This window comes from Synechococcus sp. CS-197, assembly GCF_025128215.1.
GTDB lineage: Bacteria > Cyanobacteriota > Cyanobacteriia > PCC-6307 > Cyanobiaceae > Synechococcus_C.
This window is the reverse complement of sequence record NZ_JAHLZC010000011.1, coordinates 1-20,386: the sequence shown is the minus strand read 5'-3', so window position 1 is coordinate 20,386 and position 20,386 is coordinate 1. Positions and strand designations below refer to the sequence as shown.

General features: G+C 58.0%; 24 protein-coding genes and 1 tRNA gene. 15 read left to right on the top strand and 10 right to left on the bottom strand.

Annotated features, from left to right (window positions below; genetic code table 11):
* Window positions 1-27 precede the first annotated feature (27 nt).
* The 6 genes from KQ296_RS04090 (at window position 28) to KQ296_RS04065 (ending at window position 4,478) form a co-directional block, all read left to right on the top strand.
* On the top strand, window positions 28-663 hold the full coding sequence (locus KQ296_RS04090; protein WP_011933332.1) for a DUF3318 domain-containing protein: 636 nt from the start codon (window positions 28-30) through the stop codon (window positions 661-663).
* Window positions 656-1,021, top strand: coding sequence for a ribosome silencing factor (gene rsfS, locus KQ296_RS04085; protein WP_011933331.1), 366 nt, complete (start codon window positions 656-658; stop codon window positions 1,019-1,021). The genes KQ296_RS04090 and rsfS overlap by 8 nt, the downstream gene beginning before the upstream one ends.
* Before the next feature lie 8 nt (window positions 1,022-1,029).
* Window positions 1,030-1,524, top strand: a complete 495-nt coding sequence (locus KQ296_RS04080) for a CGLD27 family protein (protein ID WP_011933330.1) — start codon at window positions 1,030-1,032, stop codon at window positions 1,522-1,524.
* A 22-nt stretch (window positions 1,525-1,546) separates the two neighbouring features.
* Window positions 1,547-2,515, top strand: coding sequence for an asparaginase (locus KQ296_RS04075; RefSeq protein ID WP_011933329.1), 969 nt, complete (start codon window positions 1,547-1,549; stop codon window positions 2,513-2,515).
* A gap of 53 nt (window positions 2,516-2,568) precedes the next feature.
* A tRNA-Met gene (locus KQ296_RS04070) sits at window positions 2,569-2,645 on the top strand.
* Window positions 2,646-2,816: 171 nt separating this feature from the next.
* A complete protein-coding gene (locus KQ296_RS04065) occupies window positions 2,817-4,478 on the top strand; it encodes a GMC oxidoreductase (RefSeq protein WP_011933328.1) in 1,662 nt (553 codons plus the stop codon).
* On the opposite strand, the gene KQ296_RS04060 is transcribed toward KQ296_RS04065, so the two are convergent.
* Both KQ296_RS04060 and KQ296_RS04055 read right to left on the bottom strand, forming a co-directional pair.
* Window positions 4,453-4,719 carry a DUF2811 domain-containing protein gene (locus tag KQ296_RS04060; RefSeq protein WP_011933327.1) on the bottom strand — a complete coding sequence of 89 codons (267 nt, stop codon included), beginning with the start codon at window positions 4,717-4,719 and terminating at the stop codon, window positions 4,453-4,455. The genes KQ296_RS04065 and KQ296_RS04060 overlap by 26 nt on opposite strands.
* A gap of 388 nt (window positions 4,720-5,107) precedes the next feature.
* The gene (locus KQ296_RS04055; protein ID WP_011933326.1) at window positions 5,108-6,229 is read right to left on the bottom strand and encodes a sirohydrochlorin chelatase; all 1,122 of its coding nucleotides are present in this window, start codon (window positions 6,227-6,229) and stop codon (window positions 5,108-5,110) included.
* A 50-nt stretch (window positions 6,230-6,279) separates the two neighbouring features.
* Between KQ296_RS04055 and KQ296_RS04050 the strand changes: the two genes are divergently transcribed.
* Entirely contained in the window at window positions 6,280-7,509 is a 1,230-nt protein-coding gene (locus KQ296_RS04050; RefSeq protein WP_011933325.1) for an FAD-binding oxidoreductase, read from the top strand.
* A gap of 30 nt (window positions 7,510-7,539) precedes the next feature.
* Window positions 7,540-9,132: a SulP family inorganic anion transporter gene (locus tag KQ296_RS04045; protein WP_011933324.1), complete on the top strand. Its 1,593-nt coding sequence runs from the start codon at window positions 7,540-7,542 to the stop codon at window positions 9,130-9,132.
* Between the two features lie 4 nt (window positions 9,133-9,136).
* On the opposite strand, the gene KQ296_RS04040 is transcribed toward KQ296_RS04045, so the two are convergent.
* Entirely contained in the window at window positions 9,137-9,466 is a 330-nt protein-coding gene (locus KQ296_RS04040; RefSeq protein WP_011933323.1) for a hypothetical protein, read from the bottom strand.
* A 111-nt stretch (window positions 9,467-9,577) separates the two neighbouring features.
* Here KQ296_RS04040 and KQ296_RS04035 point away from each other — a divergent pair, with 111 nt between their 5' ends.
* Genes KQ296_RS04035 through KQ296_RS04015 form a run of 5 tightly spaced genes read left to right on the top strand, consistent with a single transcriptional unit; the run spans window position 9,578 to window position 13,832 of the window.
* Window positions 9,578-10,627, top strand: coding sequence for an amino acid ABC transporter substrate-binding protein (locus KQ296_RS04035; protein WP_050815929.1), 1,050 nt, complete (start codon window positions 9,578-9,580; stop codon window positions 10,625-10,627).
* Entirely contained in the window at window positions 10,624-11,523 is a 900-nt protein-coding gene (locus tag KQ296_RS04030) for an ABC transporter permease subunit (protein WP_011933321.1), read from the top strand. The genes KQ296_RS04035 and KQ296_RS04030 overlap by 4 nt, the downstream gene beginning before the upstream one ends.
* A 24-nt stretch (window positions 11,524-11,547) precedes the next feature.
* Window positions 11,548-12,048, top strand: a complete 501-nt coding sequence (locus KQ296_RS04025; protein ID WP_011933320.1) for an HdeD family acid-resistance protein — start codon at window positions 11,548-11,550, stop codon at window positions 12,046-12,048.
* A gap of 33 nt (window positions 12,049-12,081) precedes the next feature.
* Window positions 12,082-13,092: an amino acid ABC transporter permease gene (locus tag KQ296_RS04020; protein WP_083833638.1), complete on the top strand. Its 1,011-nt coding sequence runs from the start codon at window positions 12,082-12,084 to the stop codon at window positions 13,090-13,092.
* The gene (locus KQ296_RS04015; protein WP_011933318.1) at window positions 13,089-13,832 is read left to right on the top strand and encodes an amino acid ABC transporter ATP-binding protein; all 744 of its coding nucleotides are present in this window, start codon (window positions 13,089-13,091) and stop codon (window positions 13,830-13,832) included. Before KQ296_RS04020 ends, KQ296_RS04015 begins: the two co-directional genes overlap by 4 nt.
* Here KQ296_RS04015 and KQ296_RS04010 read toward each other — a convergent pair.
* Window positions 13,817-14,032 (bottom strand): hypothetical protein, encoded by a 216-nt coding sequence (locus KQ296_RS04010; protein ID WP_011933317.1) that lies wholly within the window; start codon window positions 14,030-14,032, stop codon window positions 13,817-13,819. The two genes, KQ296_RS04015 and KQ296_RS04010, sit on opposite strands and share 16 nt — an antisense overlap.
* Window positions 14,033-14,130: 98 nt before the next feature.
* On the opposite strand from KQ296_RS04010, the gene KQ296_RS04005 reads away from it, so the two are divergent.
* The gene (locus KQ296_RS04005; RefSeq protein WP_011933316.1) at window positions 14,131-15,015 is read left to right on the top strand and encodes an AEC family transporter; all 885 of its coding nucleotides are present in this window, start codon (window positions 14,131-14,133) and stop codon (window positions 15,013-15,015) included.
* Here KQ296_RS04005 and KQ296_RS04000 read toward each other — a convergent pair.
* The gene (locus KQ296_RS04000; RefSeq protein ID WP_041428524.1) at window positions 14,999-15,559 is read right to left on the bottom strand and encodes an alpha-ketoglutarate-dependent dioxygenase AlkB; all 561 of its coding nucleotides are present in this window, start codon (window positions 15,557-15,559) and stop codon (window positions 14,999-15,001) included. The genes KQ296_RS04005 and KQ296_RS04000 overlap by 17 nt on opposite strands.
* A gap of 65 nt (window positions 15,560-15,624) precedes the next feature.
* On the opposite strand from KQ296_RS04000, the gene KQ296_RS03995 reads away from it, so the two are divergent.
* On the top strand, window positions 15,625-15,921 hold the full coding sequence (locus tag KQ296_RS03995; RefSeq protein ID WP_011933314.1) for a hypothetical protein: 297 nt from the start codon (window positions 15,625-15,627) through the stop codon (window positions 15,919-15,921).
* Here KQ296_RS03995 and KQ296_RS03990 read toward each other — a convergent pair.
* The 5 genes from KQ296_RS03990 to KQ296_RS03970 form a co-directional block, all read right to left on the bottom strand.
* Complete coding sequence (locus KQ296_RS03990) at window positions 15,918-16,160, bottom strand: hypothetical protein (protein WP_011933313.1); 243 nt, start codon at window positions 16,158-16,160, stop codon at window positions 15,918-15,920. The two genes, KQ296_RS03995 and KQ296_RS03990, sit on opposite strands and share 4 nt — an antisense overlap.
* A 19-nt stretch (window positions 16,161-16,179) precedes the next feature.
* A complete protein-coding gene (locus tag KQ296_RS03985; protein WP_011933312.1) occupies window positions 16,180-17,073 on the bottom strand; it encodes a homoserine O-succinyltransferase in 894 nt (297 codons plus the stop codon).
* Between the two features lie 17 nt (window positions 17,074-17,090).
* Window positions 17,091-18,419 carry an O-acetylhomoserine aminocarboxypropyltransferase/cysteine synthase family protein gene (locus tag KQ296_RS03980; protein WP_011933311.1) on the bottom strand — a complete coding sequence of 443 codons (1,329 nt, stop codon included), beginning with the start codon at window positions 18,417-18,419 and terminating at the stop codon, window positions 17,091-17,093.
* A gap of 52 nt (window positions 18,420-18,471) precedes the next feature.
* On the bottom strand, window positions 18,472-19,149 hold the full coding sequence (locus tag KQ296_RS03975; RefSeq protein ID WP_011933310.1) for a hypothetical protein: 678 nt from the start codon (window positions 19,147-19,149) through the stop codon (window positions 18,472-18,474).
* 9 nt (window positions 19,150-19,158) lie between these two features.
* On the bottom strand, window positions 19,159-20,386 hold a 1,228-nt coding region (locus KQ296_RS03970; protein ID WP_259726359.1), incomplete at its 5' end, for an MFS transporter.

The following is a 20,386-nucleotide window of genomic DNA, read 5'->3' as shown; positions in this document are numbered from 1 at the left end:
TGAGGGTCAGGAGAAACAACGACAATCATGAGCGAACTCCAGCGCCTGAAGGGGCTGCTGCCCCCCGAGATGCAGAGCTGGGTGTTCGTTGAGGCTGCTGCTGCGGTGGATCCCGCTCTGATCACGCTGGAGGAAATCGGTCGCGACGAAGTGGAAATCCAGGTTGACCTCGATGCCTGGGACAGCCTGGCGCTGGACTACCGCAACTTGCTCTTCTGGCATGAGGTGGGCCGGATTCAGAACGACACCATTCCCCGTGATGGTTGGGAGATGGCTGCTCTTGCCATCGGTCTCGGGGGTGCCATCGGTGAACTCTGGGTTCAAGACGGGTTGTTGCTGGTGATGGCCCTGGGCTTGTCCGGATTTGCCGGATACCGGCTCTACCTCAAAAACAACGCTGAAAAGCGCTTGCGTGATGCAATCGCTGCTGATGAGCGTGCGATCGATCTCGCCTGCCGCTTCGGTTACAGCGTTCCGAATGCCTACAAAAGCCTCGGCGGTGCCCTCAAGGATCTCGTCGAGAAGACCAGAAAAAAGAAGAAGAGGGGGTTTTACGAGGATCGCCTGGAGGCACTGCGCAAGAGTGCGAGCAAGGCTCGAGCTGAAATGGCTCAGCAGCAGGGGTCCCGTCAATCCGTCACGAGTGAAAACGTCTATGGATAGTGAGCAACTGGCTGAACTGGCAGCCGAGGCCTGTGATGACCGCAAGGCTGTGGATATCCAGCTCATCCGCGTTGATGAAGTGTCCAGCCTTGCCGACTGGATGGTGATTGCAGGTGGGCAAAGCGATGTTCAGGTGCGCGCCATCGCCCGATCTGTTGAAGATCGGCTCGAAGACGAAGCGCAGCGCCTCCCGCTCCGCAAGGAGGGCATCAACGAAGGACGTTGGGCCCTGTTGGATTACGGAGAGGTGATTGTTCATGTTCTTCAGCCAACCGAGCGCCGTTATTACGACCTGGAGGCGTTCTGGAGCCACGGCCAGCGTCGCCCCCACTTAGCCTCAAATCCCTCAAAGGACTGAGTCCTGGAATGGTCTCTAGCGTGTCCTGCCCTGTGCCTCCTGAGCAGCGTCCTCAGGAGGAATTCACAGAGCTCACCCGGTCTTGGTTTTTTACTTGGCCATGCCAGTCTCAGAATGATCTCGATCGGGCCCTTCTGATCAGCTGGTTGTTGATCTCACCGGTGAGCGTTCTAGTCGCGAGTGGCAGCTGGACTCTGCGTCACGATCCAATCCGGCTTTGTTTGGCAGGGGGTGTTGCTGCACTCGTCTTGCCGATGTTGCTGTTGGTGCGCCAATGGCTGGGATGGAGTTATGTGCACAAACGCTTGCTGTCAGAGCAAGTTGAATATGAAGAGTCAGGCTGGTACGACGGTCAGGTGTGGGAGAAGCCTCTGTCCTGGCGGGAGCGTGATCTCCTGCTTGCTCAACACGAAGTGCGTCCAATTCTCGGTCGCCTCGCTCGGGCCATGGCCCTGGTCACCGGCTTGATGCTCGGGGGCGCCAGCATCTGTCAAGCTCTCTGAATTCGAGGGAACTCGTCTCTTTATGCCGCTTCCATCCGGATACAGAGGTTCAGCACGCGCACCCGTCATCCCTCCTTTGAACGTGCAGCTCAGGCGAGGTGCATCGATTGAATCCAGTCATCGGGTTCATGTGGTGGTCTGTGACAGCCGCGGCCGTGTGCTGATGAGAGCCGGAGAGCCAGACCATGAAACATTCGTGCGTTCAGCGCTCAAGCCCTTTCAGGCGTTGCCCCTGCTCAGCAGTGGAGCATCGGAGGCTTACAGCTGTGGAGAGCGGGGAATCGCGATCAGCTGTGCCTCTCATGCCGGTACCCCGTCCCATGCTCGGGAGGCGTTCCGGCTGTTGTGGAATGCCGAGTTGGAGAGCGACCATCTGCAATGCCCAATCCCCGTTGGGGCTCGCAGTCCTCTCGAACACAACTGTTCCGGGAAACATGCCGGATTTTTAATCACGGCCAAGAAGATGGGTTGGCCTCTCGACACCTACCTGCGTGGCGATCATCCCGTCCAGCAGGAAGTCAACCGTCGTGTCGCTGAGCTGCTCGGTTTGCCTGCGGAAGAGCTTGTGGCAGAACGGGACGACTGTGGAGCGCCAACCCTCAGGCTTCAACTCGCTCAAATCGGCCTGCTCTATGCCCATCTGGGCGCCTCAACCCATGCAGAAATGGAGCAAATCAGCCGCGCCATGCTGGCGCATCCCGAACTTGTGGCTGGTGAGGGCCGTTTCGACACCGAGCTGATGCGCCGTTCCCACAATCAGGTCATCAGCAAGGGAGGTGCCGAGGGTGTTCAGTGCCTCAGCCGAACAGGAGACGGCCTCGGCGTTGCCATCAAAGTTGTGGATGGAGCCCGTCGTGCCAAGCAAGCTGTTGCTTTGCACGTGTTGCGCCAATTGGATTGGCTCACGCCAGCAGGTCTTCAGGAGCTCGAAGAGCAATTGCTGGTTCTCAACCCTGGCGTGCACCTTGCGGTGGAGGGGGAACTGCGTTGATCGATCACATTCGTGGTGTCGTTCGACACCAAGTTGTATAGTGATTGAGTCACCGCGGGGTAGAGCAGTCTGGTAGCTCGTCGGGCTCATAACCCGAAGGTCGGGAGTTCAAATCTCCCCCCCGCCACCAATTTCAAAAAGCCCCGCAGTCGTGGGGTTTTTTTATTGCTTTCTTGCGATTGTGGTGCGATTGTCTCTGCACGAGGGAGAGCGTTTGTACAGCTTGTTGTTGAAGCCAAAATCGCAAACCCTGTTTTTTTTCTAACGATCAAGCGACCAGAAATGGTTTGCTTCTCACCGAATGCCGCACCATCCGTTCGAGGCCATCGTGATCGGTTCCGGAGCCACCGGGGGAGTGGCTGCGATGACCCTTGCCGAAGCAGGAGTGCGCGTGCTTGTTGTGGAAGCAGGCCCTGACCGGTCTCCTGAACAGGCACGCGGATCAGAACCGGCGAACAGTCTGCGTCGAGCGGAGGGTCTGCTCAGTGGCCGGCATCAAAGGCAAGCCCAACATCCCGGGTACTGGAAGCAAAATCCGGCCCTGTACGCCGATGAATATCAAGATCCCTACTGCACGCCAGCGGACCAACCCTTTCTTTGGACCCAGGGCCGTCAGGTGGGAGGCCGCAGCCTGACCTGGGGAGGCATCACCCTTCGCCTGTCTGACTTTGACTTCAAGGCTGCTGAATTCGATGGGTACGGACAAAGCTGGCCGATTGGTCACGGCGATCTCGACCCTCACTACAGCGCTCTTGAGCGCTTGTTTCAGGTGAAAGGGAACCGAGACGGTCTTCAGCATCTTCCCGATGGCCAACTGGAGTCGCCTTTGCCTTTTCTTCCGGAGGAAGAGCATTTCCGCAATCTCCTGCTTCGAGATCGGGATGTTGCATTGATTCACTCCCGTGGTTTTGCCGCCAGCCCTCCAGGTTCCGCATCGCGCTGGCCCATGTCCAGCAGTAATGGTTCAACGCTGCGGCGAGCCCTGGCCACAGGCCGGGTGGAAGTGCTCAGCGGTTGTATGGCTGTGAATTTGCTGCTGCATCCCGGGCAGGACAAAGCCAGAGCCGTCGTTGTGGTGGACCGCTCCAGTGGCGAACAGCGCCTGCTCGAAGCTGAGCTGATCGTGGTGTGCGCGTCCACCATCGCAAGCCTCCGGTTGCTTCTGCAATCGGAGCACAGCCACAATTCCCGCGGTTTCCATGATTCCTCTGGCTTGCTGGGTCAAGGCCTGATGGATCATGTGTCTTGCTGCCGCTTCTTTTCAGTGCCATCGCTCTCCGGGCGGACGGCGATGCAGGAGCGCGATCCATCGAGTGTGCTGTCCGGGGCGGGAAGCTTTTTTCTTCCTTTCGGCAATGATCCTGCCCATTGCAAGGGGCGCTCATTCCTACGGGGCTATGGACTCTGGGGTGCGATCAATCGCTTTGATCCACCCTGGTGGCTCAAGCGGCAACCGGATCAACGCCTGGGGTTTTTGATCGGCCATGGCGAGGTGTTGGCCTCCAAGACCAATCGCGTCACATTGTCTGATCGCTGTGATCCGCTCGGGGTGCCGATGCCCATGATCAGCTGCCGCTGGGGGGCTAACGAAAAGGCGATGGTGACACACATGCAAGACACGATCTTGGACTGCATCGGTGTGGCAGGTGGAACCCCCGCATCACTCCCTGATTTGCTGCATTTTCCGTTTGTTGAACCCTTCGTTCGCGGCGCTCTCGCTGTTCAAGACGACGCCCCGCCTCCGGGTTACTACATCCATGAAGTGGGCGGAGCACCCATGGGTCTTTGTGAAGACACGAGTGTTGTTGACCCTTACAACCGTCTCTGGCGCTGCAGGAATGTGCTCGTGGTGGATGGAGCCTGCTGGCCTTCATCCGCGTGGCAAAGCCCCACACTCACGATGATGGCGGTGACCCGTCGTGCCTGCCTGGAGGCTCTCAGGCCTGCGAACGACTGCGGCTGAAGAGATCATCGAGGTACCGCTGCGTCACAGCTTTCTCCGAGCATCCGTTCTGGAAGAGGAACTGGGCCAAGGCTGAACTCATCACCTGGTATTGGTCCCAGGAGGGATTGGAGCCAATGAACGTCTTCATGCCTTCGTAGAGAACCTCAGGGATCTCTGCTTCAAGGCTCACGTAGGGCGATTCGGACTCGCTGCTGGGTGGTTGTGCGTCGATGCAACGTTCGAGATGATTCCTGTCCATCAAGCCTTTCAGGCGTGTTCAGTCACCGATAGGAAGCCACAGTTCACCCCCTGTCGTCAAAGCGCCTTTCTGAATGCCATCGAATCCTGATCTTGATTGAGACTCATGGTCCTGCCTGCTTCCCGGCAGCGCTCTGTGAAGGTTGTGCCCCTCTTGGCTGCCGACGATTCAGTTGTCAACCGCCTGGCGCTTGAACCCGAATGATTCACAGGCACACCGTGAACGCTTAAACGTTTGCGGCTTTGCCGTGGAAAACAGCCTCAAACCTGTGGAAAAGGGACCGCTCTTTCCACAGGCGCTGGCATTGATCAGTCCCTCTAATGATTGCGTGTCTTTTGCGACGCATTGAGACAGAGACGACTGAGCATGGGAATTTGTCTCAATTGCTTCAGCTTTTGGGCTCAGTTGTGTCTTTTTGTGAGCTGGCTCGCAGTGTGCTGGGGCCGAGGGGGTGCTCTGCGTGGGGATAGGGATGGTGGTGTCCATGCTCATGCCCATGGCTGTGGCCGTGGTCATGGCCGTGGTCGTGGTCGTGGTGATGAGCGCCGCCGAGCGGAATCGGGACGCCATCAGGCTGGCAAGCGCCAGTGCACTCCCTCTCACACAGATTGCAGGCTTCAGTAAGGCCCTCAACATGGTGGTGGTGACTGGCCTGCTCCAAGCCCACTTCCTGCTCGAAACCCAGCACTTGGGCTCTGTACTTGCAGAGCGAGCAGTTCATGGCCGCTTCTCCTCCAAGCACTTCGTTCACCCGTTCAAGGAACGTGTCCAGCACGTAGCTGTGGTCACCGAGGTAGGGAGCGTCAATGAATTCGACGTTGGGATGGTCATTGGCAACACCATGGGTGTGTTGACGAATACGGCTCACCAGCACGCCCGAAAACAAGAAATAGGGGAAGACAACGATGCGTTTGAACCCGAGTTTCACAACGTGTCGCAGCCCAGGATCCACCAAAGGAAACGTGACGCCGGAATACACGGTTTCACCCCAACCGAAGCCGAAGCCCTCCACCAGCATCCGCGTCACTTTGGACACATTTGAATTGGCGTCGGGATCCGATGATCCCCGTCCCACCACCACCAGCAGGGTGTCGGCTGCTGGGCAGGGTTCCGCCGCCATGAGCGCCTCGCGAATGCGAGCGCCTGCTGCCGCAATCATCAAACGATCAACGCCCAGCTCCCGTCCGTAATCGATCTCCAGACCCGTTTCAGCGCTGTAGGTGTTGAGAACTGATGGGATGTCGTTTTTGGCGTGCCCAGCAGCGAAGAGCATGGCTGGGATGGCCAGAACCTTTTCAACTCCCTGGGCCCGAAGGCGATCGAGTGCTTCACGGAGAATGGGCTGGGCAAATTCAAGAAAGCCGTACTCCACGGGAAGGTCGGGAATTCTGGCCTTCAATCCACGGGCAAGGCCTTCAAATTCCTCAACCGCGAGACGGTTCCGGCTCCCATGACCGCAGATCAGAACACCATGTTTCCGATCCGAACAAGCATCTATCGCCAGGGTCACACTGAGTCGGCATCTCTACCGAACCTATTCGTCCCTGGAGGAGTGAGGTCATGAATGCTTTGGCGAAGGATGCACGGTCGGAAGGACGACTCAATCTTGGCCCTGAGCTTCTGTCAGCTGTGTTGGGGCATTCTCTGCATGCCACTCCGCTGCTTGTGAGTTCAGGGGGCACCAGCAGTCGTTGTGCCGGTGATGGACTTTGGACGCTTGATCTGAAACAGCGTTACCGGGAGTTCTGCTACCAGGAGGGGGCTTCTGAGGTGAGGATCGGAACAGGATTGACCATGGCTGAAGTCCTCGAAGGCCTGCGCAGCGAGCAACGCGCTCTGCCGATCGGGCTGTCGGGTTTACCCGGTTCTGGATTTCTCCTGACAGGAGGCATGGGCCCCCTGAGCCGATCCCAAGGGCTGGCGATGGATCACATCCAGCGGATTGAAGGGGTTTGGGGCAATGGTGAACCGTTCAACATTCACCGTGATGACACCATCGGTGATCAACACACCGCGTGTTGCTGGAGGGGCCTGCTTGGTGCCGCTCCTTTCCTGGCTGTTGTGACAGCTGTGGAGCTCAGGACACACCCCATCGAGCCGCTTGCTGTTCTGCAGCAGCGCATTGCTATTGAGGCCTTGCCGAATTGGATTCGAGCAGCTGAGGAATGGCCCTCCTCTGCCAGCCTCCAATGGTCTTGGGGTGACCAACTCGAGATTTACGCCGTGCAGAGTGGTGCCGATGGAGGCTCAGACCATTGGTTTGGGGCCTTGGCGGAGCAAGCCGCTGAACGCTGCGCGGATCAGCTGTCACAGCCCGGTTTCGGGAGGCTGACCAGTGATCACGCCCCTTTGCCATCCCACTGTGAGGTGCTTGGCCGGCTTGGAGGGCGTTGGGGTGAACACGCCGAGGCCGTTGTGGATTGTCTGCGCGAGTGGATGCTGCGACGACCCCATCCGTCCTGCCGAATCAGCGCTCAGCAACTGGGTGGGGCAACCAGGACTGTGTCCCCAGCGTCGACATCATTCATCCATCGCAACGCTGAGTGGAAACCCTGGATCACCGCAGCCTGGGCACCGGGTGATCTGCAGGGTCGTGCGCGGGCTCTGGATTGGATGGATTGCGTGAGCACGGCGTTGCGGGCCCTCAATCCCGGGGTTCATCTCGCTCAGATCCATGACCATCTTCCCGGTCATGCCCAGGAGTTGAGCGATGCATTCGGATCCTGGTTGCCATCGCTACAGCGCCTGAAGGCCGAGATTGATCCTGATCAGCGGCTGTGCCCGCTTTGAGATACGGTCGCCGAACGTACTGATTGATTTATGGCTAGCGGACCCGCAGCGCTGCGGTTGGAGTCCTTCATCGGTAACCCCAGCAAGGAGCTTCTTTCCGGTTTGGTGGTGGCTTTCGCCATGATTCCCGAAGCCATTGCCTTCTCCGGGATTGCAGGCGTTGATCCTCAGGTTGGTTTGTTTGGAGCCTTCTGCCTGTCGATCACCATCGCCTTCGTGGGTGGACGTTCGGCAATGATCACGTCCGCCACGGGCTCCACAGCTCTTTTGATGACGGGGCTTGTGGCGACCGGCGAAGCACGAGGACCCGGCCTTGGCCTGGCTTATCTCCTGGTTGCCGGCGTGGTGACCGGCATTCTGCAGATCCTCTGGGGGTGGATGCGGCTCGCTTATCAGATGCGCTTTGTGCCGCTGGCTGTGTTGAGCGGTTTCGTCAACGCTCTGGCCCTGCTGATCTTTCAGGCGCAGTTGCCTCAACTAGGCATCAATCTTCATTTCGGCGAAACCAAGGCGGCTGATCATGCCCATGACGTGGTGTTCAGCGGATTGCAGCTGCCGATCATCTGGGGACTGGTTTTGCTGGGTCTGGTGATCATCTACGGCCTGCCGCGGCTGACGCGGGTCTTGCCGTCTCAGCTGGTGGCGATTGTTGTGCTGACGGTCATTTCCGTGGTGTTCAACCTGGCGGACAATTTCGGTATCCCGACCGTTAGCAGCCTCGGTGATCTGCCAACAGGACTGCCGATGCCGAGCTGGCCCTTCGGTTCGCCGGAGACCATGAAAGTGCCCTTCAGCCTGGAAACCCTGGGAATTGTGTTGCCCACAGCCCTGGCCATTTCACTGGTGGGGCTGATGGAGACCTTCCTCACCCAGGACATCTTGGATGACCGCACCGACAGCAACTCCAATAAGAACGTGGAAGCACGGGGGCAAGGCATTGCCAACATCGCGTCGTCGCTTTTTGGCGGTATGGCGGGGTGCGCTCTAGTGGGGCAGTCCGTGATGAATATCGACAACGGAGGGCGAACGCGACTGTCCACGCTGTTTTCAGGAATCAGCCTGTTGGCGATGATCCTGCTGGCCAGACCCTGGCTCCAGCAGATTCCGATGGCTGCGCTGGTGGCCGTGATGATCAGCATCGCTGTCAGTACCGCTGATGTGGCGGGCCTGCGCAGGATCCGCTCCATCCCCAAAAGCGATACGGCCGTGATGCTGATGACCTTTGCTGTGACCATGCTCACCACCCCCCACAACCTGGCTCTGGGTGTGTTGGCGGGAGTGGCGCTGGCGGGCATTCTCTTCAGCAGAAAGGTTGCCAAGGTGATTCGCGTGGAGCCGGTGGATGTGGCTCCAGATCTGCGTCGTTATGTGGTGACGGGGCAGCTGTTTTTTGTGAGCAAGATCTATTTCCTTCAAGGCTTTGATGTGCATGATCACCCGGCAAAGATCATCATCGATATGTCTTCAGCGCACATCTGGGACCAGAGCGGTGTGGGAGCACTCAATCAGCTGATCAGGAAACTCAGGCAAGGTGGCTCAGAGGTTGAAGTGGTGGGGCTCAACAACGAAAGCCTTGACCTGTTTGAGCGTATCGGTGCTCAACCTGAAGCCTCCCACGGCTGAAGGATCATCGACGGTTGTAGAGCAGTGCCAGGCAAGCGGTGAGGTCGTTGCGCATGCCCTTGAGCCGCTTCTGGATCAAGGCGTCGTCAGCACGAACCCGCAAATAGGTTTCGGTTACATCATTGCCGATGCTCATGATGAGACACATCGTCTCAAGGTCATCGCTGGCAATGGCTCGCTCCCTTGCACTTTCGAGAATGACCTTGAGAATGGCCATCTTGTTGTTGTAGGCCTGGCGATCTCCCATCTCCCAGGCCCAGGCGGCAGTGGGCGAAACACTGAGGCAGACCCCAAGGATCACTGCCGCAACTGATCCCCGATGGGATCGGAGCATTCCATTGAATGAAAAGATGCGCTCATTCAATCTGCTTTCAGTTGGGATTTGCAATCACAGCCATCGTTGTGTGCAACCTCTGACACACTGGCTCTGGCTCAGGGCGTCTTCATGAAGCAGGGTTTTTGTCTTTCATTCGGAGTCTTGCTGGTCGGCTTGCAGGCTTGTGCCACGCTCGGAGAAGGGGGCGCTTCCCGCCTGGATCTGGTTCGCCAACGGGGGGAGTTGCGTTGTGGTGTCAGCGGCAAAATTCCTGGATTCAGTTTTCTCGACCGAGAGGGTCGCTATGCAGGTTTGGATGTGGACATGTGCAAAGCCTTTGCGGCGGCTTTTGTGGGAGATGCCAATAAGGTTGAGTACAGACCTTTGACGGCTCCTGAGCGTTTCACGGCTTTGAGAACGGGTGAAATTGATCTTCTTTCAAGGAACACCACCTTCAATCTCAGCCGTGATGCATCGGGGGGAAATGGCGTTGCGTTTGCCCCAGTTGTTTTTCACGATGGTCAGGGTCTTCTGGTACGCCGGGATTCCGGCATCAAAAGGCTCGAGGACCTCAGAAATCAAACAATCTGTGTTGGTTCTGGAACCACAACAGAACAGAACCTCAACGATGTATTTCAGGCCAAGGGAATTCCTTACAAGCCAGTCAAATATCAGGATCTGAATCAGCTTGTGGCGGGATACTTGCAGAAACGTTGCGCAGCGATGACTTCCGACCGCTCGCAACTGGCCTCAGCGCGCTCTGGCTTTGAACAGCCGGGCAATCATCAAATCCTGCCTGAGGTGCTCAGCAAAGAGCCCTTGGCTCCCCTCTCCTCCGGTGGAGATCAGCGCCTGGCTGATGCCATGCGCTGGGTTGTGTATGCCCTGGTGACCGCTGAGGAGATGGGGATCACGCAAAACAATGTGGATGCCAAGCTTCAGGAGGCCATCAACGATCCCAGCAAAACAGCGTTAAGGCGTTTCTTGGGGGTTGAGGGAGAGCTTGGATCCAAACTGGGTCTTCCGAATGATTTTGTGGTCAGTGTGTTGAAGGCCACCGGCAATTACGGCGAGATTTATAACCGCCATCTCGGTCCGCAGAGTGCTGTGCCCATCCCGCGAGGACTCAATCAGCTGCACCGAGACGGTGGTGTCTTGATTGCTCCGCCATTCCAATGACGCGGCGTCAACGCTGGTGGATCCAGGTTCTTCTGTTGGCGGCCGTGCTCACGCTGGCTGGAATTCTGATCAACAACCTCACCGTCAATCTGATCCGTACAGGGTTGGGGTTGAGTTTCCGTTGGCTCAGCAGGCCAGCGGGATTTGCGATTAGTGAGCATCTTCTGCCGTTCCAACCCAGCGACAGCATGGCCTGGGCCCTCTTGATGGGCTGGTTGAACAGTCTTCGGGTGATCGCCTGCAGCATTGCTCTGGCCACGGTGCTGGGCGTTGTGGCAGGCGCTGCTTCTCGCAGCAACAACCCACTGTTCAGCGCGCTCGCTGGTCTTTATGTGGGGCTCATTCGTCAGATCCCTCTGCTTCTGCAACTGCTCTTTTGGTATTTCGTGGCTTTTCTGGGTCTGCCATCCGAACCGCTCGCTCCGCTTGGGGCACTGATCCGGATTTCCAACCAGTCCATCAACGTGATGGGTCTCAATCTCAGCGTTGAATTTGCCGCTGTTTTGGTTGGGCTCAGTGTGTTTACTGGAGCTTCCATCGCTGAGGTGGTGCGTGGGGGGTTGGATGCCGTGCCGCGGGGACAGTGGGAAGCGTTTCGCAGCCTGGGAATCGGTGAGGGGCTTGGGCTAAAAAGTGTGGTTCTGCCTCAGGCCCTTCCAGCCATTCTCCCGGCTCTCAGCAGCCAATACCTCAACCTCGCCAAGAACAGCACCTTGTCGATCGCGGTGGGCTACGCCGATCTTTATGCCGTCAGTGATACGGCCATCACCCAGACCGGACGTGCCATCGAAGGCTTTCTGCTCTTGTTGTTGAGCTTTCTTCTGCTCAACCTGCTGATCAACGGAAGCATGCAGATCCTCAATCACGCTGTGCTCAACAAGGGTCAACGCACTTAACATTCGGCGACCCTGGTTGGAGCCATGACCTCACGCCGTATTGCTGCTGTACTTCTCGTTGTTGCGGCTGTTGCTGCCATTCTTCTCCCCTTTGTTTCCGCCACGCTGCTGACCATTGGCATCGGAGGCATTGCTTTCGCCGCTGGGATCGGACAGTTTCTTCGTCTGGGTTCTGAGGCCTCCACACAGGCCAAGCTCTTCCGTGTGCTGTCTGCGCTTCTGTACATCGGAGGCGCCGTATTCATCCTGCTCGATCCGATCGAAAGTGAAATCAGCCTCACGCTGTTTGCAGGTGTTCTGCTTCTGATTGAAGGGGTCATGGAACTAGCCTCAGGTGCGACGACCCCTGGAGCTGCGGCTGGTTTGACGGTTGTGGATGGTGTTGTCACCTCCATTTTGGGTTTGCTGTTGGTTCTTGAGTGGCCCTCCGACAGCCTCTGGGCCCTTGGAACCCTTTTCGGTGTCGCCCTGTTCCTTTCAGCGCTGAATTTGTTCCGGTCTCCGTCCAATCAGCCTGGTGTCTGAGATTTGACGAGGTCGTCGTCCCTTCGCGCTGGGTTGCGTCATTTTCGTCGCCATCCCTTGCAAAGTTGTTTCAGTGTCGTTCTCCTGGCACTCATCGCCTGGGCTCTCTGGTCAACAGGCTTCTGGCTTGTGCAGCGAGCAGACTGGTCGGTGGTTTCGGGGAATCTGCCGCTCTTTGCGATTGGCAGCTACCCGGAGGCGTCGCGATGGAGGCCAATTCTTTGGCTTGGTTCGCTGCTGCTGCTCACGCTCTTCACGTTGGCCCAGCCTCTACTCCTGCGACGAGGGATCGGCCTCAACAGCACGATCCTGTCCTGGAGCTGGTTGTTGATGATGCCCCTCGGGCTCTGGCTTCTGGCTGGTGGTGGTGTGCTGGATCCCGTGCCCTCCCGTCTCTGGGGAGGCCTTGTGCTGACGCTTTTGCTGACCGTATTCAGTGGAGTGATCGCGCTTCCACTCGGTGTTCTTCTCGCCCTAGGGCGCTGCAGCGAGCTGACCACAGCGCGCCAACTCTCCAAGATTTACATCGACGGGATGCGTGCTGTTCCGTTGATTGCTGTTCTCTTTTTTGGCCAGCTTTTGTTGCCGCTGTTTCTTCCTGTTCAGATTGAGATCAACCGTTTGCTGCGTGCCGTTGTGGCCTTTGGCTTGTTTGCAGCTGCCTATGTGGCGGAGGATGTGAGAGGGGGGTTGCAGGCGGTGCCGCCAACGCAGAGCGAGGCAGCAGCAGCTCTCGGACTTGGCCCCTGGCAGATTCAACGCTTAGTGATTCTTCCCCAGGCTCTACGCATCGCCGTCCCTGCACTCACCAACCAGGCGGTGGGACTGCTTCAGAACACCAGCTTGATGGCGATTCTCGGTTTAGTGGAATTGCTGGGCATCAGCCAGAGTTTGCTCGCCAATCCGGCTTACATCGGTCGGCACCTTGAGGTCTATGTCTGGTTGGCAGCCCTGTATTGGTTGCTCTGCACAGCGATGGCACTGATGGCGCGCCAGTTTGAGCGCCAAGACCCTTCCAATCTCATTGCAACCCGCCGTTCATGACTGTTGCTGTTCGCGCAGAGTCCGTCACCAAGAGCTTTGCTGCCGGGACTCGCGCTCTCGATGATGTCAGTCTCAGCGTTCGCCATGGCGAGGTTCTCGTGGTGATGGGGCCTTCGGGCTCAGGGAAGAGCACGCTCATTCGCACGTTTAACGGTTTGGAATCGATTGATTCCGGTTCCCTGGATGTGGTGGGCATCCCCCTTGATTGCGATCACGACGAGCGTCAGATCCGCCGAATCCGTCGTCGTGTGGGCATGGTGTTTCAGCAGTTCAATCTGTTTCCCCACCTCACCATTCTTCAGAACATCACCTTGGCGCCGATTCAAGTGAAGTCGGTCCCAAAGCCCATGGCAGAACGCCGAGCGCACGCGTTGCTCGACCAGATGGGAATCGCCGATCAGGCCTTGAAGTATCCAGCTCAGCTCAGTGGTGGACAGCAGCAACGCGTCGCCATTGCCAGGGCTTTGGCCTTGGATCCAGAGTTGATGCTGTTCGATGAGCCCACCAGTGCCCTGGACCCTGAACGGGTGAAAGAGGTTCTCGATGCCATGCGTCAACTGGCTGACGATGGAATGACGATGGTGGTGGTCACCCATGAACTCGGCTTCGCCCGTGAGGTGGCCGACCGAGTGTTGTTTATGGATGGAGGACGGGTTGTTGAGCTAACCGATGCCGAAACGTTCTTCACCCATGCCAAGGAAGAACGCTCTCAACGTTTTCTCAATCAGATGGCCCACTGAGACGCATGATGCAGGCGATCCAGAGCGCGTTCAGCGGCGACCAGCTCACGCTCCGTCTGCAGCCAGCTTTCATTGCCGAGGGGCAGTTGGTCGATCTGTTCGGACAGATGCAGTTGCAGCTGCTCACAGCGTTCCATCAGCGCAGTGCTGAGTTGCAGGAGATGCTGTTGGATCAAACAGGACGGCGCAGCCACGGTCATGCTGCCGGTCAAGCAAGGACGGTGAGAATTTTGGCACAGGGCCAGGTGTTCGGGTTGGTTCTTGCTGGAGGTGCACAGTGCTGAGGCTGCTCTGGGAGATGGTTCCCTGCCTGTTGGTCGGAGCTCTGATCGGCCGTTGGCGTCCGCAATGGATCACTCCCCTGGCCACACCTTTGGTGCGGTACGGCGTTCCCGTGAGCTTGATGGGGCTGCTCCTTCACGGTGGGCTCAACCGCTCTCTTCTGTTGATGGCGTTGCTGTCCGTGACAGCGATCGGGCTCATGCTGGTTCTGTTGCGGGGCTGCCGCTTCATCACTGATGCCTTGGCCATGCCTGATCAACAGTTGGCCAGTTGCATCGGCAATACGGCCTACTTCGGCATTCCCGCTGCTTTGGCATTGCTTCCAGCCGAGGCGCTTCCAGTCAGCATCGGCTACGACGTCGGAGCCACGCTCCTGGCTTGGGGACTGGGCCCTCTCTGGTTGCACCAGAGCAACCATCACGGTCATGGTGACCACTGGAGGGCACTGGCCAGTCACCTCATGGCGAGCCCTGCGACGCGGGGGTTGATCGGTGCTCTGATCGTGATGGCCACGCCATGGCATGACGTCATCAGTGCAGGCCTTTGGTTGCCTTCGCGGGTGGTGATCGTTTTGGCACTTGCTGTGGTGGGGATGCGCTTGGGAAGCATTGCAGCGCGCGCGCGCGCGACGTCGCCAAGCGGTTTGCACGCTCCTCTGGTGTGCAAGCTGTTGCTGTTTCCTCTTCTGATGTTGTTGATCTGTCTGCCCCTGCCCCTGTCCCTCCTTGCCAAGAAAGCCTTGGTGCTTCAGGCAGCGGCTCCAACAGCGATCTCCGTGTTGTTGATGGCGGAATCTGAGCAATGCGATCCCTCCGCATCCGCCCAGTTGATCCTGCGCAGCACGCTCATTGCCTTGGTCAGCGTCCCTCTCTGGAGTTTCGTTCTCAATCGTTTGTTCTGAAAACACGAAAGGTGAGATTCAATCGCGGCGTTGTGATCTTGCGTCGCGTTGGCAGTGCGTGCATCCAAAGGCTTTGGCATGCAGGATCCATCAGCAACAAGTCGCCATCGCAGAGGGGAAGATTGTGTCGCTGCCCCGTTTCTCGATGGCGAAAGTGAAGATCGCGTGTTGCTCCAAGCGAGAGTGAGGCGATCGGAAAGGATGCGTCGATCTCAGGTTCGTCATCGGCGTGCCAGCCCATTCGGTCTTCGCCGTTTCGATACCAATTGAACAAGCACCCGTTGAATGGGGCGTTGCATTGGCTTGAGATGGTCTCGAGCAGAGGCAGGAACCACTGCGGCCAGCCAGTTCCGTGGTGAAGGGCACCGCTGTAGCGGTAGGTCACTGACCGTTCCGCCAGGAATGCGGTGAGTCTTGGCACCTTGTGCCATCGGCCGTAAACCCTGACATCCGTCTGCTCCCAGTTGATTTCCCGATTGCAGCGCTCCATCCATTCCTGAGAACGATCTGGCGGAAGCCAGCGGGAGTGAAGGGACCAATTCATGGTGTCGACGTGAAGACGGATAACAGCAGAGCAACGTTGAATCCATTCGTCCATAGATTGCCGCCATGGCAGCACGGATTACCCTCGAACTCTTTCTGGAGCGGGCGAAGCAGCGCTTCGGCGATCGTTTCGATTATTCGGAGATCCAGTGGCGCAGCTACAAGAGCCCGATAAAAATCCGCTGCCGCAAGCATCCTGTTCAGCCCATCACCATTACTCCCGAAAAGCATCTGCAAACCACAGGGGGCTGTCGGCATTGCCTGCGCGAGCGGCGGGTGGAAGCACTGGAGCGTGAGTTAAACCGGGCTGCGGCGAAACCGAAGGAAGCCCAACAGTCACCCAAAGAAACGGTTTCGCTTTAAAACCCGCGCCCGTCCTGCTCTCGCATCTGCAAACGCAGCTTCTGATATTGCACAACAGCGCGTTGCTTTTCAAGGTGCGGAAAGAGTCGACAGGCTTCCTCGGCATCGATGGGCTCCAACAACCAATCCTCAGAGCCATGGGGCGCTACAGCATCGGGAGAGCGGTCAAAGGATTGGCGAACAGGAAGCCAACGAAGCAAGCGTCGTCGCCATTGGTCATAGAGATCAAGTGGATGCATCAGAAGGCTCAAAGGCTGCTTATCCCTGCAGTGAAACGCGCTGGTAGCAAAACCAGAGCCACTGCTGGAACAGCAAATTGCGATGGGATCGCCACAGCGTTCTGGGATGGTCGGCATTGAAATTTTCAGGCGGTGGTACGTCGCCACGGGCTTTGTCCCTCTCCATCTCGGCAATGATCCGGCCGACGTTGTATTCGGGATGGCCGAGATGCATCAGCTGCCTCTGATCCGGGGTTTCGAAAATGGTGTAACCGACGGATTCACCGTGGGCGAGCAGGCGCAGCCGTCCCTGCCGTTGTGCTGATTCCATGGCTGCGTCGGGCAAGCCGGCATGGCGGCTCTGGGGACAGAGGAATTGATCATCTTGCGTTCCCATCAATGAGTGACCTGGAACAAGGCTGCGCAGGGGATAGACCCCGAACAACTTGCGCTTGAAAGCCGTCTTGTTCACACCGGCCAGATAGGCCAGAGCAAATCCGGCCCAGCAGAGCCCAAGAGTGCTAGCGCAGGTTTGGCGCGCCTCCTCGACCACGGCGACCAATTCTTTCCAGTAGGTGACATCCTCAAAGGCCAGATGTTCCACAGGTGCACCTGTGATGATCAAACCGTCGAGAGGTCCCTGGGAGAGGGCTTCCTCCCAGCTCACATACAGGTCGTTGAGATGGGACTGGTCCCAGCTTTTGTAAGCATGGGTTTGCAGTCGGATCCAGATTGGCTCGATCTGGAGCACTGAGAGACCGAGGGGGTGCAACAGATTGAATTCATACTGCTTTCCCAGCGGCATGATGTTCAGAATGCCGATGCGCAAAGGACGAATGTCCTGTCGTTCAGCTTCCTTTGGTTCGATCCATGAGATTCGGTTGCGTTCAACCGCTGTGATCTTGTGATAGTTGGGGGGGAGGATCAGCGCCATTCAGCTACGCCTCTCCATCAATCACCTGATGCAAGGGCCTGATCGAAGTCAGCCTTGATGTCGTCGATGTGTTCCAAACCCACCGAGACCCGCACCATGGTGGGGGTGACTCCGGCTGAAGCCTGTTCACTTTCGCTGAGCTGTTGGTGGGTTGTTGAAGCTGGATGGATCACCAGGGTCTTTGCGTCGCCAACGTTGGCCAGATGACTGGCCAGTTTCAGGCTGTTGATGAAACGAACAGCATCGTCGTAGCCGCCCTTGAGCGAGAACATCAGCATGCAGCCCATGCCGCGACCGGTGAGGTATTTCTTTGCCGCTGGATGGTATGGATCACCGGGCAGTCCGGGATAGCTGACGTCCGAGACCTGGGGATGGGCTTGCAACCAAGAGGCAAGGGCCATGGCGTTCTGTGCATGGCGCTCCACACGCAAACTCAGCGTTTCGAGCCCCTGGAGAAGCAGAAAGCTGTTGAAGGGGCTGACTGCAGGCCCCCAGTCCCGCAGTCCCTCCACACGTGCCCTCAGGGCAAAGGCGATGTTGCGGTTGTCAGGGAGACCCAGCATCTTGCAGATGTCACTGCCGAAGCCGAAGGCGTCCCAGTGGATGAGTCCGTGATAAGCGGCGCTCGGCTGGCTCATCAGAGGGAACTTGCCGTTGCCCCAGTTGAAGGTGCCGGCATCCACAATCACGCCGCCAAGGCTGGTGCCATGGCCACCGATCCACTTGGTGGCGCTTTCCACCACAACATCCGCGCCATGCTCAATGGGCCGAAGCAGAGCACCGCAAGCCCCGAGCGTGTTGTCCACGATCAGGGGGATGTTGTTTTGCCGTGCAAGGGCTGAAAGTCCCTCAAAATCGGGGATGTTGAAGCGTGGATTGCCCATGGCTTCCACATAGATCGCCTTCGTGTTCTCGTCGATCTGTGCTGCAAAGCTGTCGACGTCATCCCCTTCGGCGAACTTCACATTGATTCCCAAGCGAGGGAACTGGACTTTGAACTGGTTGTAGGTGCCTCCGTAGAGAAACGATGTAGAGACAAAATTATCTCCAGCCTGCATGCAGTTGGTGATGGCCAGAAACTGAGCGGACTGACCTGAAGCGGTCGCCAGGGCAGCGACTCCCCCTTCCAGTGCGGCCACCCGCTTCTCGAACACGTCGGTGGTGGGATTCATCAACCGGGTGTAGATGTTCCCGAATTCCTTCAGGCCGAAGAGATTGGCGCCGTGCTCGGCGTCGTTGAACACGTAGGAACTGGTCTGATAGATCGGAACCGCCCTGGAGTTCGTAGTGGGATCTGGAACCTGACCTGCATGGAGCTGGAGAGTTTCGAATCGCTGATCCGTCACGACGTCACTGCTGTCTTTCTCCAGTTTTAGCCACAGGCGGTGCTGCCCCGACTCAATCTTCGCTTGGTTCCGGCTTGTCGCTGTCCTTGAGCGACGGAAGAGTCTCACGCAGCAGGGGGGTGAACTGACTGCGCACGTCGGCGCGGAAGTTGTCGACAGAACCCTGCAACAGAATCGGATAGGGCTGCTCCCCACTGCGCTCGCGCAGGTGGCGCCATTTGCTGTTCTCTTTCTCCTTGAGTTCAAGCAGAGCGTTCTGGAAGTCGTAACGGCCCATCTGCATGCTCTCCTCCGGCAGCGCAGCGGCCTGCTCAGCCATCAGCTCACGGAATGCATCGAAGGCCTTGGCTTTCAGGGTGTCGGGCAGGCCAAGGACGGGCTGATAGTGGTCAAGAAGCCGCAGTTCCTCCTCGAGCAGGATCGGCCATGCCCCCCTGGCTCCTTCGGAAAGGGACATCTGTGCCTCCGACGCTGTCATGGCATCCAGATGGAAAGCAAGCCAGCGGTAGTACGACTTGTCTTTGGTGCTTTTCTTCGCCGCGGCCTTGCCAGTGACAAGTTCTGGGAGCGCTGCTTCTGCCTTGCGCAAAAACAGACGGTCTTCCCGTTCGAGGTTCATCGCACCCCAGCGCTGCCTGTAGTCCCACAGCTCGGCGTAGCGGTTTACGTCTTCCGCTGACCAACCGAGAGCAGCCAGTTCATCGGCGCGATGGGTGAGTTCCTTGGCCACGCAGCTTGTTCAGTCCTGTTCCTCGAAGCGTAAATGCCGGGGGCCTGTCGACCAGGCCCAGAACGCAGGAATCGCCAGAATCAGCAAATAGAAAATGAGGCCGTTGGGCCAGCCCCTGAGATCCTTCAGCCAGGTGGAGATCAGCGGTGCGGTGCCTCCGATGACGGCCACCACCAGGCTGTAAGAAAAGGAGAAAGCTGCACATCGCGACCCCCCAGGGAAGAACAGCGGGTGAAGCAGTGGAGTCACCCCGGAATAGAAAAAGATTGGAAGCAGAACCATGGCCTGGCCGATCGCAAAGTGAATCGTTCCTCCTTTGGCGAGGATCAGCAGGCCAGGAATCATCAACACCACGCTGATCAGCAGCGAGCGCCGCACCAGAGGAAGGGGAGAAAAGCGATCGGCACAGCGCCCTGCCAGGAGCGCCATGCCAAGTCCAGCGATCTGAACGACCGTATTAATACCGTTGTAAAGCGATGCATTGCTTGGATCAAGCCTGGATGCCTCGTCGACGTAGTACACCCCAACGGCGTAGAACACCGCCGTTGCGACCCCCACGGTTCCCATCAGGCGCAGCATGGCTGGCCAGTCCGCAATCACTTGACGCCATTGACCGGCAATCGAACGCGAAGCCCCGGCAGGCCGGCTGTCCTGAATCGATCTGCGCAGCATCAGGGCTAGCAGGGACAGCAGAGAGCCGATGACGAATGGGATTCTCCAGCCCCCTGCATTCATGGCGGTGATCGGGATGAAGTGATCAATCACGGTGGCCACCAGCGAGCCGGAGATGAAGCCCACGGTGGCCCCAGCTGCAGTCACGCTGGCGAGAAATCCACGCGCTTGTTGGGGAGATGTCTCCACACTCCAGGCGATTGAGCTCGAGTACTCCGCACCAACAGAAAGACCTTGAATCATCCGCAGGAGCACCAACAACACGGCTGCGATGGGACCGATCTGGTCTGTTGTGGGCAGCAGCGCGATCAAGAGGCTGCAGCTGCCCATGATGGCCACACTCAGCAGTAGCAGAATTCGCCGTCCGAAGAGGTCGCCGATGGGGCCGAGCAACAGACCCCCGATTGGGCGCATCAGGTAGCCGGCGGCAAACACCCCGAAGGCGCTCAGAAATTGCAGGGTGGGTGAATCCTGTGGGAAGAAGGCTGATCCAATCGACTCCGCGAAGTAGCCATACACAGCGAAATCGAACCACTCCACCGTGTTGCCGATCGCGGCAGCGATC

Coding starts and splice junctions, on each gene's coding strand:
- KQ296_RS04090 (WP_011933332.1), top strand. CDS start 28: ATGAGCGAACTCCAGCGCCTGAAGGGGCTGCTGCCCCCCGAGATGCAG.
- rsfS (WP_011933331.1), top strand. CDS start 656: ATGGATAGTGAGCAACTGGCTGAACTGGCAGCCGAGGCCTGTGATGAC.
- KQ296_RS04080 (WP_011933330.1), top strand. CDS start 1,030: ATGGTCTCTAGCGTGTCCTGCCCTGTGCCTCCTGAGCAGCGTCCTCAG.
- KQ296_RS04075 (WP_011933329.1), top strand. CDS start 1,547: ATGCCGCTTCCATCCGGATACAGAGGTTCAGCACGCGCACCCGTCATC.
- KQ296_RS04065 (WP_011933328.1), top strand. CDS start 2,817: ATGCCGCACCATCCGTTCGAGGCCATCGTGATCGGTTCCGGAGCCACC.
- KQ296_RS04060 (WP_011933327.1), bottom strand. CDS start 4,719: ATGGACAGGAATCATCTCGAACGTTGCATCGACGCACAACCACCCAGC.
- KQ296_RS04050 (WP_011933325.1), top strand. CDS start 6,280: ATGAATGCTTTGGCGAAGGATGCACGGTCGGAAGGACGACTCAATCTT.
- KQ296_RS04045 (WP_011933324.1), top strand. CDS start 7,540: ATGGCTAGCGGACCCGCAGCGCTGCGGTTGGAGTCCTTCATCGGTAAC.
- KQ296_RS04040 (WP_011933323.1), bottom strand. CDS start 9,466: ATGCTCCGATCCCATCGGGGATCAGTTGCGGCAGTGATCCTTGGGGTC.
- KQ296_RS04035 (WP_050815929.1), top strand. CDS start 9,578: ATGAAGCAGGGTTTTTGTCTTTCATTCGGAGTCTTGCTGGTCGGCTTG.
- KQ296_RS04030 (WP_011933321.1), top strand. CDS start 10,624: ATGACGCGGCGTCAACGCTGGTGGATCCAGGTTCTTCTGTTGGCGGCC.
- KQ296_RS04025 (WP_011933320.1), top strand. CDS start 11,548: ATGACCTCACGCCGTATTGCTGCTGTACTTCTCGTTGTTGCGGCTGTT.
- KQ296_RS04015 (WP_011933318.1), top strand. CDS start 13,089: ATGACTGTTGCTGTTCGCGCAGAGTCCGTCACCAAGAGCTTTGCTGCC.
- KQ296_RS04010 (WP_011933317.1), bottom strand. CDS start 14,032: ATGACCGTGGCTGCGCCGTCCTGTTTGATCCAACAGCATCTCCTGCAA.
- KQ296_RS04005 (WP_011933316.1), top strand. CDS start 14,131: ATGGTTCCCTGCCTGTTGGTCGGAGCTCTGATCGGCCGTTGGCGTCCG.
- KQ296_RS04000 (WP_041428524.1), bottom strand. CDS start 15,559: ATGAATTGGTCCCTTCACTCCCGCTGGCTTCCGCCAGATCGTTCTCAG.
- KQ296_RS03995 (WP_011933314.1), top strand. CDS start 15,625: ATGGCAGCACGGATTACCCTCGAACTCTTTCTGGAGCGGGCGAAGCAG.
- KQ296_RS03990 (WP_011933313.1), bottom strand. CDS start 16,160: ATGCATCCACTTGATCTCTATGACCAATGGCGACGACGCTTGCTTCGT.
- KQ296_RS03985 (WP_011933312.1), bottom strand. CDS start 17,073: ATGGCGCTGATCCTCCCCCCCAACTATCACAAGATCACAGCGGTTGAA.